We start from the raw sequence: 11,512 nt of genomic DNA, 5'->3' as shown, positions 1-11,512 counted from the left end.
GTCGTACCAACGTACTAATCGACACACAAAGGCCCGGCTCACTCCTCCGCCAGGTGCCTGCGCTGCGTGTCGGTGAACTGCGGCATGGCTGCGCACGCGTCCTCCATCCTGGCGTTGCGGTAGCCGCGGACGTTGCCAGACGCCGCCATCATCGCATCGCGAGACTTGCCCCTGGCGTACGTCACGGCGTGCGACTCTTTGACACCCAGACCCTTGCCGACTTCGACGGCGTCCTGGTCAGCGCCCATGTAGAGGAATTCCCACCCGTGGTCGTTAGTTTGTTTCTCCACAAGGGCTTTGATGTCTGGCCGCCGCCATTCCTGGCTGGCGTTTTCCAAACCGTCGGTCATGATTGCCACGATGACTGTGCCCGGTTTGGCGCCCTCGGGCAGTGCGTTGATTTCTGCCGCGGTCTCCGTGATGAGCTTGCCCATCGAGTCGTGCAGCGCCGTGCAACCGCGCGGCCACAATGCCAACGGGGGCACCTGGCCGATGGCAATGCCGCGGTAGACAACCTCGTACTCGTCGTCGAACTGCGCCAGCGTCGCGGTGCACAGCCCTTCGCCTTTCCGCTGCTCAGCGACGAATGCTTCGAATCCGCCGACGACGTCGGACGCGATGGATTGCATCGATCCGGACCGGTCGAGCAGGAACGCCAGGTGAGTGAGTTTCTGGTTTGACATGAGTAATCCTTTCGAGATCGCTAGGAGGGGTTGGCTTTTCGGCGCGGCTTGAACCGCATCGGCTCAGCGGGTGGTGCCTGCGGCAGTGGTTGGCGGGCGTACTTGTCTTGGCGGGCGCGCTTGACGTCTTCGGCCTTCACGCGACCGGGCGACGTCGTATACGGGGCCAGTCTGGCCGTGTTGGCCAGCCGCGGCCCCACCGCATTTTCAGTCAGCCCGGCGTGCTTGCCGGCCGCCGCGATAGACAACTCGTCGTCGACGACGGCGCTGGCCAGGTGCTCGTCAAGTAGTCGGCCGACTTCTTCCAGGATCGACCGAAGGTGTTCAAGTGATTGGGCTGTGGACTCGGCAGATTCCGCTTGGTCAAGAAGCGAACGGATCAGCTTGTATTGCTCGGACACACGTCACTGTACCGCACAATGTGCGGATTCCGCAATAACTGCGGATCAGTAAGTTTCTGCGATCGCGTGCTCACCCGGCGTCGTTCGTCGAACCGGCTGGTGGGATCTCTGACCTTTCATGCACTGATTATCGCGCCTGGGTACGACAATTTTCGGCGGTGGCACTATGGCGGACAACGCCAGAGGGAGCGAAAAGATGGAAACTTGGGACGCGATCACGGCCCGACGCAATGTTCGGGAATACACGGAGCAACTTGTCTCGGAGACCGACCTGAACCGCATCGTCGAGGCCGGCTGGCGGGCGCCGTCCGCGAAGAACCGCCAAGCGTGGGATTTCATCGTCGTCACCAACAAGGAACACCTGCAGGAGCTGTCGACGGTGTGGCGCGGCGCCGGCCACATCGCCGGGGCCGCGGCCGCGATTGCCTTGGTGATCCCCGAACCACCGGATGAGCGCCGCAGGGTCACCGACCAGTACGACGTCGGGCAGGCGACGATGGCAATCATGCTCGCGGCCACCGATCTCGGAATTGGAACCGGCCATTCGTCGGTGGGGGAGCAGGACAAAGCTCGAGCCATTCTCGGTGTGCCCGAAGGTTACGAGGTCGCGTACCTGCTCGGCGTCGGCTATCCGGCTGACCGTCCGCTCAAGCCGATCCGCAAACCGAACCGTCGACCGTTCGAAGAGGTTGTCCACCACGAACATTGGTGATCAACCGACTCAGTCGTAGCAGAGAACATCGGGGCCTTTCTCGATTCGCGTGGAGCCGCATTCTGGACAGCGCGGCGGGGCGCTGAAGCTCAGAGATCCGCCGCAAGAACACGAGGTCGCCGCCTCGACGTGGGCGTAATAGTCCTCGTCGGAGATCGCTTCGATGTCGAGTTGTTCTCGGACGTAATGGTGCTCGCTGGCGAATGCGACCGTGTACGGGGTTGCGCTGCCCTTGAGATAGCGGAGGTGTAGATCACCCAACTCGTCGAAGCCAACACTTTTCTCTCGTCCGCACCGAACGCAACGCAACAGGTGGAAAGCAAAGCCTCCACCGTCACTGACGATGAACTGATCCGCACAATCAAGGCACGTAGCCGAACTACTCGATCCCATGTGCCCCACGTTAGGAGTGGGCACCGACAGCGTTATGCCTCGCGGGCGACCTCAGGACGTCAGGTGTCCGCACCGGCCAGGGGCTGGTTAGCCAACAACAATGCTGTCGATAGATGAGTGATCGAAGGGCGGATAGGAGGTGTCAGCGGCGCCAGTTATCGGCGATCGTCCGCATCGAGGTCTCCACATGACCGTGGCTGACCAGTCGAACATCCAGGCCCGCGTGCTCCACGATGCCGAGCGACCGGACGATCGCGTCGTCGATCCAGGCGTCGTCGTTACCGAACACACCACCGCCTAATCTGGTGAGGAGCAACGTGTTTGATCCGCCCGCGGTTACCTGCTCGACAGCCCCCAGCATGGTTGCTTCGTAGGCTGCTTCGAGAATCAGTCGGGCAAACGTCTCCCAGCTCGACTGCGGACCGCCACCATACGTGACAGGGAGCGCGGAGCAGAACGCCTGCGAAACATGTTGCCCGCGTGGTACTTCGGTTGCGGTGACTTCGACGTTACGATGCACGCCGATGGCGAGCTTGCCGCGCAACGAATCGCGAAAACCTTCGTCGCCTTTCGCGATGAGGTCGTCAATCGCGCGCAGGCCGGCTTGGGTGCACAGCGCGTAGCCGTTGCGCATCGTCCATAGCTCGGTCACCGGGCGGTTGAGATGAGTTGCCAATGCCGCGCCGATATCGGCGAGCCCATCGAGCTGCCGATCGCGTGTCTGCCCCGTCCGCCCGTCGAAAGGAACAAGGTAGTTCCGGTAAATGGTGGCGGCGCCTGCCGCGATCGCACAGGTGGGCCCCTGCGTGTGATCGAAGGCGTAGCGCGCCACCCCTTCTTCGGGCGTGATGTTCGGCCCCGTCATCTCCAACAGGTTGAACTGTGAGGCGACCTGAAACAGCGCCTGACTGTATTCCGGTCGGGTGTGCAGCTCCCCGACATCGGCGGCGATGCACTGGACGGTTGTGCGTTCACCGTCGGGCACGTTGACTCGCGCTCGCAACTCGCTCAACGGCTCCAGTGCCAGACTGCCGATACCGTGGCGCTTGCCGTTGGCGGTCGATACCAGCTGATCGCCCTCGACCGACAGTTGCTCCTGAGTGGTCTTGTAGTCGCGCTCTTGGAAACCGGTGAGCTTCTCGAACCAGTCGGTCGATGCCATGTGGCGAATCCTCCCAGCAGTCATAGCAGATTGTAAATCAGCCGATGAGACTGTCCAGCAACCAGATTCGGGTGCGACGCGCACTCATCAGGATGTCGGCCACACCTCGAAGTAAGTGGTCACGGCGCGTTCCACCGCCAACCCGTGCTCGTTAGGCATCCAATCTTCGCCCATGCTCGCAACTATGGCGGTTGCCAGCAGAGCGTTAACTGCGGAGCTCTGCTCCACGCTAGGAATTCGTGCCGCGCGAAGCTCGGCTAGTAGGCCAGGATCGCGTCGAGTTAACTCGTCCACAATCACGGCGTGTGCCTCCACCGGAAGAGCGTCCAGGACGTTGATCTCGACCTGCCGCGGATCTTCGCCGGCGTGATCATCGCCTGTCGGCATGAATTTCACGCCGTCACAGCTGCGACGGGGACGTCGACACTCAGCCAGCGTTCACGAATCTCTTCCAGGCGATCGAGAGGGGCTGAGAGCAGCAAGCCAAAGGCTGCCGGCGGGCTAGCTTCGTCGCGATAATAATCACGGTAGAAAGGCGCGGTTTTCGCGAACCAGGAGAAAGCGTCGGGCTGGTCAATCAAGATCAAGTGCGCATCGGTGATGTGAGTGAAATAGCCTGGCGCAGGCGGCTTTCCGCTCGCGGTATTGATCATGTTATCGAGGTCGCGCATGAAATCGTCGAAGGCGTCCATGTTGCGTCCAAACCAGGGTGGGAAGTGCCACGCCTCAGCGAATGCCTCGTAAATCCCGTCGCGCGTTTTCACACGCGATCCCTCGACAGTGCGTTTCTCGAAGCCGGCAGGGAGCATCGGTGCGGAGGCCGTCCCGTCCGCAACGCCGACGCACGGCCCGTGGGCGCCGGCCTCTGATACGAATTCGTGTGCGTTCACGGTGACTCCTATCTACCGGACCCGCCGGAACGATCCGTAATGTCCATCGGTATACCAGGCTGAACCGTCACTCCCGGTAACAATCCGCTGAGAGTCGCGACCTTGACCTGGCACCTTCGGATTGACATCCCATTCCTGGTAGGTGATCGGCTCGCCAGAGGAGCCTGTTCTGGGCAGGAGGCCTTCCCGATTTTCAAAGCTCCGTCCGCCCTTCGTACCTGGTGCGTTCGCTGACCCCGGCCACTTCCCAGCGTCGATCTGGTTCAGCGTGTCTTGCACATTCTGCGGAAGCGGCCCGCTGCCCGTGTTTCCGCTCGGCGGGGCGGGCCCTCCCCCTTCTACCGGAATCCCGAGCTGGTCGAGTCGCGCCTTGATCAACGCCCGTCTGTCGAAGATGGAACGCTGAGAGACAAGACAGGCCTCGTATTGGGCCTGCGGTAGCAGTCCGACGTTTTCGATGCCGCATCGGGCGTTCCACGCTCGCTGCTCGGCGTTCAGCCCCTCCCATTCGGCTAATGCCTCTTTCGCGGTCATCTCGCTCGGATTCACCGGCATCTCGGGGCTCTGCTTGAACGTGTGGTTGTCAACCGCCCGCACCTGGCCATTGGTCGACGGCACCTGCGGAAACGTCGACCCGACCCCGGCCACCGCCGCGGTAACCCGCGCCGCCACCTGAGCATCAGCGCTGACTAGTTGCGCCGCATGCCCACCGATATTCGCGGCGTGAGCCTCGGCTTCCGCTTGCCGAGCGGCCATCTGCGCCGCCGATCCACCTGACATTCGATCGGCGACCGAAAGATCCTCGCCCACTTCGAATCCCGCGGCGCGCGCATCATCGACGGCGTAGCGAACCCGCGAGCGAGCCGAATCTAGTTCCGAGGCGCCACTGCGCGCAACGCCGGCAGCATCCTGGAGTTGATCGACCGTCGCGCTGGTGGTCACCAGGTCGGCGTGGGTGTCGGTGCGCAACGCGTCAGCGGTCCGGCCGCTCCAATCGACAGCCATCGCGTCGCTCCACACACCGTGGGCCAACCCGTAGCTGCTCTCGCCGACCGCGTCCCAGTGACTGGCGGCCTCGGTGAGATGGTCCGTCGGCCAACTCAGCAAGGCCGACAGGCCTGGAGTCCCTGTTACGGCTGCCATCGCTACATGCGAATCGTTTGCCGAAAGATGGCGGCCATCGCAGCCGTCGACGCCTCTTCCCGCGCCAGATAGCTGCTGTCGGCCTTGACGACGTGCGCTGCTCGCCCATCCACCAGCGCGGCCAGACTGGCCGTGAACGCCGCGACCTCGCCGTGCGCGGCCTCGACCGCAGCCGCGCTGCTCTGGCAGGACAAGCCCAGCCCGCTCGGCGCGGCCACCCGGTGCAGGTCACCCGTCAAAGCACCCCAGCGCGTGGCCATCGCCTGCACGCCGGCGGTGTCTACGTGCAATTCCTGCTCCACAGCCCGGAGTGTAGGCACCGACCGTGCCGCTCACCAGTCACCACATAGTCTGGTGAAGCAACGATGCACAACAGGAAGAGGCGGCAATGTCGCACGCGATGCCACCAGACCACAAGGGCGACTACGGAATCGACGGGTCGTTCCACATTGTCTCCGCGCGCGGGCAGGCGGGCCTCATCGGTGCTGCCGCAACAGCTCTCGCTGCGTCGTCCGCGGTCAGCGTGGCGAAGGGTAAGCGACTGACTGCCGCACTCACCGGCGCCTCGTCGCTCGGCATCGCCGCCAGCACAGCGCTCTACATCTACGTCACGAAGGCCGGCAAGTTCGCCGTCTGGCAGCGGATCCTCGACGAACTGGTGCTCCAGGGCGACGAGACGGTGCTCGACATGGGCTGCGGCCGAGGCGCGGTGCTACTCGCCGTGGCCAAGCGACTGCCGCAGGGCAAAGCCGTCGGTGTCGACCTCTGGCAGGCCGATCAAACCGACAACTCGCCGACGGCGACCCTGGCCAACGCGGAAATCGAAGGCGTGCAAGACCGTATCGAACTGCACACCGGCAACATGACCGCACTTCCATTCGACGACAACACCTTTGATGTCATCGTCAGCAGTCTCGCCATCCATAACATCCCAGGCCATGACGGGCGTCGCGCAGCCCTGAACGAGGCCATTCGCGTCATGAAGCCCGGCGGTCGCCTCGCGATCGCCGATCTGATGGAGACGAAACAGCACGCCGAGCACCTGCGAGCCCAAGGCTGGCAAGAGGTCGAACACAGAAGCATCGGATGGCGCATGTGGTGGGGCGGACCCTGGATGACGACGCACCTTGTCACGGCGACGAAGCCGCGATGAATCACGCGGGAACTCCTGCGTAACACTGCGCACATCGGCTGCTTCGACCCTCAGCACCGGGGCAAACGGTCCCTAGTCTCGAAGTCGATGGACAATCCACTGCGGCATCCTCCCGGAGTGCCACGCGTCGAAAAGCCACGCGCCGAAGGCCAATTCCACCTCGCCGACGGCCGCCGTCTCGGCTACGCCGAATTCGGTGACCCGAATGGCCCGGTGGTGCTCTGGTTCCACGGAACCCTTGGCGCCCGACGCCAATTCCTGGCCAAGGGCAGGCGTGCCGCGGAGCGACTCGGGTTGCGCGTCATCGTGATTGAGCGACCGGGCACCGGGTTGTCCGACTCGCACCGCTACACCTCGGTCAGCGAATGGGTCGCCGACATGGCCCAGGTGGCCGACGCCCTCGAGGCCGAAAAGGTGGCCGTCGTCGGCATGTCCGGCGGCGGACCCTACGCCCTGGCCTGCGGTGCCCTGCCTCCGATGGTCGACCGCGTTGCCGCCGTCGGCGTGCTCGACGGAACCGTCCCCGCCGTCGGGCCGGAGGCCACTCGCGCCGGCGCCACCAACATCGCCCGGCGCTTCGGCCCCGTCCTCACCCAGCTACGCCGCCCGCTGGCGGTGATCGCCACCATCCTGCTCGCTCCGCTGATTCCGTTCGCGCACTACGCCTATCGCGTCTACATGCGGATGTGGCCCGAGGTCGATCGGCAGGTGCTCAACGATCCAGAGGTCGAGGCGATCTTCGTCGACGACATGGTGAACGCCTTCCGTGGCCGCTGTCTGGCCATGGTCGACGACGCTCGACTTCTGGGGCGCGACTGGGGCTTTCGACTCGTTGACGTCAAGGTTCCGGTGCGGTGGTGGCACGGCGAGACCGACCACGTCGTCCCGATCGACGGGGTGCACACCGCTGTCGCGCGCCTGCAGGACGGCGAGCTCACCGTGCGCTCCGAAAGCCACCTGGGCGGTTTCGCGATGACCGAGGACGTGCTCGCCCACATGCGTGCGATGCTCTGAGCCGCACGACGCGCCGCGGCGTTGAGCGGGCACACCGGCGCGGCTCCGATAACGTCGACGTACATGACCGGCGCCGCAACCCGAATAGCGCTGGCCGGTGTTTTGTTCATCGCCCTGGCAACGCCACCTGCCGCCGCATCGCCCGCCGCGCAGACCGCCTACGTCACCGTCTCGGCGGCCACGGTATGGACCACGCCGCAAAGCCCGCGCCCGGTCGACCACCCCGCCGTGACCAACCCGGTCGACATTCGCGGCTGGCTGACTGCCATGACGCCGGCTCAGCAGGAAGCGCTCACCTCGGACGATCTCGACCAAACGCAGGCACTCTACGGCGACCGCGTGATCGTGCTGCGCGAGCAGGGTGACTGGGACCAGGTACTGGTGACCGGCCAGCCCACACCAAAGAATCCTCAAGGCTATCCCGGTTGGATTCCGAAGGCGCAGTTGACAACCGATCCGAACTTCGGCACCCAGCAGGACCACGCGGCCGTCGCGATGGCCGGTCACGGGATCACCACGTGGCTGTACCGCGAACCCGGACTCTCTGAACGTGACCTCGAGATCAGCACCAACACCCGGCTTCCCGTGGTGAGCCGCACCGACAAGGCCGTCCAGGTGGGCACCCCGGACCGTGGCCCGCGATGGCTGGACGCCCGAACGACCACCGTCTACCAAAAGCCAACGGACACAGCGCATCCCAGCGGATCAGATCTGGTCCGGTACGCCACCGGGTTCGTGAACGTCCCGTATCTGTGGGGCGGCCGGGCCGGATTCGGGATGGACTGCTCCGGTTTCACGTCGACGATCTACCAGGTGCACGGCATCACCCTGCCGCGCGACGCCGGCCCGCAAGCCGCCGACAGCCGAGGCCGTGCGGTCGACAAATCCGCGCTGCAACCCGGCGACCTGCTGTTCTACTCGCACGGCAAGGACGCGGACGCGATCTACCACGTAGCCATGTATTCCGGCGACGGCAACATGGTCGAAGCGTTCGAAACCGGGACCCCGGTACGCATCACCCCGGTCCGACTCGGCGCGGACTACTGGGGTGCGCGCCGCTATCTCTAGCTCGCGACTTTGTGCCCGCCTCAGAGCGACAAATGCATATCCACCGGGGCAACAGTCGCATGTTGTCGCTGTGAGGTGGGCACAACGAGTGCCTGCCCCCCGAGAGGCCGGTGTGGCGGATGTGACTTCATGCTCCCGACCACCGTGGAAGGATGACCGCGATGATCCTCGCCGTCGACCTCGGCAAAACGTCCTGCCGCGCCGCAGCGGGCGGCCGTAGGACCGAGGGCGCCGGCGCTCCCGGACTCGCGACGCCCGGCGGCGTGCGGGCGGCCGAGACAGCAATCCTCTCTGCCGCAGAGGAATTGGGCCCGGTCGATGAGGTGATCGTGGGCGCTGCCGGGGCGTTCGCGGCGCCGGACGCGGCCCGCGCCCTGGGTCACGCGCTGCTGACCTCGCTGCGGGCCCAGCGCGTCGCAGTGACCAGCGACGCTGTGATCGCGCATGCAGGCGCGCTGAACGGGCAGCCCGGCGTGGTGCTGATCGTCGGCACCGGCGTCGTCGCGCTCGCGATCGACGCGGCGGGCGCGCTGCGGACGGTCGACGGCTGGGGCCCGTGGTTGGGCGACGAAGGCGGTGGGGCGTGGATCGGTGCTGCCGGTCTGCGCGCGGCACTACGCGCCCACGACGGCCGCGGCCCGGCGACGATGCTTCTCGACGCTGCCCGCGCTCGCTTCGGTGCGCCGGAGACGTGGCCCGCCCAGTTCGCCGGTGCTGCGGTGTTAGCGTCCTTCGCCCCCGACGTGGTCACCGCGCGGGATGACGCTGTGGCGCAGGCGATCGTGCACGCCGCCGCCGACGCAATCGCCGCGGCGGCCCGCGCGGTCGGGCACGGTCCGGTGGCGATGGTCGGAGGATTGGCGTCAGCGTTGAACCCCGTACTACGCGAGCGAGTCGACCTCATCCCAGCGGCGGGCGACGCCCTGGACGGCGCGCTGCGTCTCGGATCGATCCACGGACCGCATATCATCCGGATACACGCCAAACCCGTTGCTGTACAGGGCCTGGACACACTCGCCACCGAGGGTGCCCGTCCCGACCTCGACGACCTCGACGCGCGGTCGATAAGTGAGGTCGTCGCGCTGCTGGTCGCCGCGGAGGGCGAGGCGCATGCTGCGATCGAGGCGGCGGTCCCGAGCATCGCCCGGGCGGCCGAGGCGATCGTCGGTCGACTCGAGCAGGGTGGCCGTCTGATCTACGCCGGCGCCGGAACGCCCGGACGGCTCGGTGTGCTCGACGCGGCCGAGTGCGGACCCACATTCGGGACCGACCTGGTGCGCGGCGTGATCGCCGGCGGTCCAACGGCTTTGACCGAGGCGATCGAGGGTGCCGAAGACACGTTCGACCTCGCCGACCTCGCCGACCTGACCGCTGCCGACGCGCTCGTCGGGATCACGGCGTCGGGACGCACGCCGTACGTGCTCGGCGCGCTGCAATACGCCCACGAACGAGGTGCGCTGACCGTCGCGATCGTCAACAACCCGGGCAGCGAGGCGGCCGCCGACATCGTCGTCGAATTGCTCACCGGCGCTGAGGTTCTCGCCGGGTCGACCCGGTTGACCGCGGGGACGGCGCAGAAAGTCGTGCTCAACGCCCTCTCGACGAGCGTCATGATCGCGCTCGGCAAGGCCTACGGACCGCGGATGGTCGACGTGCGCCTGACCAACGCGAAGGTGCGCCGCCGCGCGGTCCGCATCGTCCGCGACGCCGCCGGTGTCGACGAGGAGACCGCCGCCGCAGCGCTCACCGCCGCCGGTGGTCACGCCAAGACCGCGATCGTCGCACTGCTCGCCGGTGTCGACGCAGCCCAAGCCGCCGTTCGGCTCGATCAGGCGCGGGGCCACGTGCGTGCCGCGCTCGGTGAGCGCTAGCCGGGTTGGTGCGGCGGGACGACGCGAACCGCGCCGCGGTACCGCGCGGGACCGCAGCCGAACCAGCGCCGGCATGACCGGCTGAGCACACTCTGCTCGGCGTAGCCGAGTTCTCTGGTCAGGTGCGTGAGGCTGATGTCGGTGTCGCGGAGGTAGTGCTCGGCGGTTTCACGGCGCACGCTGTCGATGAGTTCGCCGAATGTGGTGCGCTCCGCCTGCAATCGGCGGTGCAGTGCCTTTGGGTGCAGATCGAACTGGGCGGCGATCAAGTCGAGGCTGGCTGCGCCGGTGGGTAGCAACTGGCGGACCATCCTGCGCACCGACTCCGTCATGGCGGGTTGGTGGGGAGCGATCCCACGCAAATACCGCACGACCGCTTGATGGGTCAGCGCGTCTTGTTCCAGCGGGCGCGCGAGATCGGCTGTGCGAAAGGTGAATCCCGCTACGGGTTGGGCGAAACGCGGCCGGCAGCCGAAGTAGCTCGCGTACTCGGCCTTCGCGGTGAGCGGCCGGTGCGGCAGGTGCACCGTCAACGGTGTGTACTCGGCGCCGAGCATGAACCTCAACATGCCCAGCGACACTCCCAGCGACAGCTCGGTGGTCTGGGGATGCGGCGGCGGTCGCTCGATCAACACCTCGAACGCGTAGAAGGAGTGCTCGGGATTGGCGCAGGTGTCGATGCGCGCGGAAATCGCTGGGCTGTACGCCGCCAGAAACGTCTCCACAATCGCGAAGGCGTCGCCGACGGTGGCAGCAGTGCGTGCGGCGACACCGAGCGGCCCGAGGATCTCGATGCCCTGCCGCAACGCCAACCGCCGCCCGAAATCCGCAGTCGAGGTGGCTGCCGCCGCCGTCTCGATGGCCTCGATGAGACTCAGGTAGGGCAGAAAGACCTCGTGGTCACCGACGTCGCTGGCCCCGATGCCGGCGGCCTCCAGCAGCGCGACCGGGTCGCCGCCCAACTCGGTCACCAGCTGCGGGTAGCCCGACAGCGATGTGCCACGGACCACAGACATGTCAAC

At 65.9% G+C, this 11,512-nt stretch carries 13 protein-coding genes; 5 read left to right on the top strand and 8 right to left on the bottom strand.

Features of this window, described 5'->3' with window-relative positions; translation table 11 throughout:
- Positions 1-38: 38 nt before the first annotated feature.
- Complete coding sequence (locus ACZYW1_RS07385) at positions 39-683, bottom strand: VWA domain-containing protein (RefSeq protein ID WP_463784519.1); 645 nt, start codon at positions 681-683, stop codon at positions 39-41.
- Positions 684-703: 20 nt separating this feature from the next.
- The gene (locus ACZYW1_RS07380) at positions 704-1,084 is read right to left on the bottom strand and encodes a hypothetical protein (protein WP_463784514.1); all 381 of its coding nucleotides are present in this window, start codon (positions 1,082-1,084) and stop codon (positions 704-706) included.
- A 196-nt stretch (positions 1,085-1,280) separates the two neighbouring features.
- Here ACZYW1_RS07380 and ACZYW1_RS07375 point away from each other — a divergent pair, with 196 nt between their 5' ends.
- Complete coding sequence (locus ACZYW1_RS07375) at positions 1,281-1,796, top strand: nitroreductase family protein (protein WP_463784513.1); 516 nt, start codon at positions 1,281-1,283, stop codon at positions 1,794-1,796.
- A 9-nt stretch (positions 1,797-1,805) separates the two neighbouring features.
- Here ACZYW1_RS07375 and ACZYW1_RS07370 read toward each other — a convergent pair whose 3' ends face one another.
- The 5 genes from ACZYW1_RS07370 to ACZYW1_RS07350 form a co-directional block, all read right to left on the bottom strand.
- A complete protein-coding gene (locus tag ACZYW1_RS07370) occupies positions 1,806-2,057 on the bottom strand; it encodes a hypothetical protein (RefSeq protein WP_463784511.1) in 252 nt (83 codons plus the stop codon).
- A 274-nt stretch (positions 2,058-2,331) separates the two neighbouring features.
- Positions 2,332-3,351: a hypothetical protein gene (locus tag ACZYW1_RS07365; RefSeq protein WP_463784509.1), complete on the bottom strand. Its 1,020-nt coding sequence runs from the start codon at positions 3,349-3,351 to the stop codon at positions 2,332-2,334.
- A gap of 392 nt (positions 3,352-3,743) precedes the next feature.
- Positions 3,744-4,241, bottom strand: a complete 498-nt coding sequence (locus ACZYW1_RS07360; RefSeq protein WP_463784508.1) for a barstar family protein — start codon at positions 4,239-4,241, stop codon at positions 3,744-3,746.
- Between the two features lie 12 nt (positions 4,242-4,253).
- A complete protein-coding gene (locus ACZYW1_RS07355) occupies positions 4,254-5,384 on the bottom strand; it encodes a guanyl-specific ribonuclease (RefSeq protein ID WP_463784506.1) in 1,131 nt (376 codons plus the stop codon).
- A gap of 2 nt (positions 5,385-5,386) precedes the next feature.
- On the bottom strand, positions 5,387-5,686 hold the full coding sequence (locus ACZYW1_RS07350) for a hypothetical protein (RefSeq protein WP_463784505.1): 300 nt from the start codon (positions 5,684-5,686) through the stop codon (positions 5,387-5,389).
- Between the two features lie 86 nt (positions 5,687-5,772).
- Here ACZYW1_RS07350 and ACZYW1_RS07345 point away from each other — a divergent pair, with 86 nt between their 5' ends.
- From ACZYW1_RS07345 to murQ, 4 genes are all read left to right on the top strand, one after another.
- Positions 5,773-6,537, top strand: coding sequence for a class I SAM-dependent methyltransferase (locus tag ACZYW1_RS07345; protein ID WP_463784503.1), 765 nt, complete (start codon positions 5,773-5,775; stop codon positions 6,535-6,537).
- An 87-nt stretch (positions 6,538-6,624) separates the two neighbouring features.
- Entirely contained in the window at positions 6,625-7,551 is a 927-nt protein-coding gene (locus ACZYW1_RS07340) for an alpha/beta hydrolase (protein WP_463784502.1), read from the top strand.
- A gap of 63 nt (positions 7,552-7,614) precedes the next feature.
- On the top strand, positions 7,615-8,619 hold the full coding sequence (locus ACZYW1_RS07335) for a C40 family peptidase (RefSeq protein WP_463784501.1): 1,005 nt from the start codon (positions 7,615-7,617) through the stop codon (positions 8,617-8,619).
- A 152-nt stretch (positions 8,620-8,771) separates the two neighbouring features.
- Positions 8,772-10,490 (top strand): N-acetylmuramic acid 6-phosphate etherase, encoded by a 1,719-nt coding sequence (murQ, locus tag ACZYW1_RS07330; protein WP_463784497.1) that lies wholly within the window; start codon positions 8,772-8,774, stop codon positions 10,488-10,490.
- Here the strand turns inward: murQ and ACZYW1_RS07325 are convergent.
- Positions 10,487-11,506 carry an AraC family transcriptional regulator gene (locus tag ACZYW1_RS07325; protein ID WP_463784495.1) on the bottom strand — a complete coding sequence of 340 codons (1,020 nt, stop codon included), beginning with the start codon at positions 11,504-11,506 and terminating at the stop codon, positions 10,487-10,489. The two genes, murQ and ACZYW1_RS07325, sit on opposite strands and share 4 nt — an antisense overlap.
- Positions 11,507-11,512: the final 6 nt, after the last annotated feature.

The organism is Mycobacterium sp. IDUB_36, from assembly GCF_055419225.1.
The sequence above is the reverse complement of the archived record's forward strand: the minus strand, read 5'-3'. Positions and strand labels throughout refer to the sequence as shown.

Excerpts from the sequence above, each read along its gene's own strand:
- ACZYW1_RS07385 (WP_463784519.1), bottom strand. The coding sequence starts at position 683 with ATGTCAAACCAGAAACTCACTCACCTGGCGTTCCTGCTCGACCGGTCC.
- ACZYW1_RS07375 (WP_463784513.1), top strand. The coding sequence starts at position 1,281 with ATGGAAACTTGGGACGCGATCACGGCCCGACGCAATGTTCGGGAATAC.
- ACZYW1_RS07365 (WP_463784509.1), bottom strand. The coding sequence starts at position 3,351 with ATGGCATCGACCGACTGGTTCGAGAAGCTCACCGGTTTCCAAGAGCGC.
- ACZYW1_RS07355 (WP_463784506.1), bottom strand. The coding sequence starts at position 5,384 with ATGGCAGCCGTAACAGGGACTCCAGGCCTGTCGGCCTTGCTGAGTTGG.
- ACZYW1_RS07345 (WP_463784503.1), top strand. The coding sequence starts at position 5,773 with ATGTCGCACGCGATGCCACCAGACCACAAGGGCGACTACGGAATCGAC.
- ACZYW1_RS07340 (WP_463784502.1), top strand. The coding sequence starts at position 6,625 with ATGGACAATCCACTGCGGCATCCTCCCGGAGTGCCACGCGTCGAAAAG.
- ACZYW1_RS07335 (WP_463784501.1), top strand. The coding sequence starts at position 7,615 with ATGACCGGCGCCGCAACCCGAATAGCGCTGGCCGGTGTTTTGTTCATC.
- murQ (WP_463784497.1), top strand. The coding sequence starts at position 8,772 with ATGACCGCGATGATCCTCGCCGTCGACCTCGGCAAAACGTCCTGCCGC.
- ACZYW1_RS07325 (WP_463784495.1), bottom strand. The coding sequence starts at position 11,506 with ATGTCTGTGGTCCGTGGCACATCGCTGTCGGGCTACCCGCAGCTGGTG.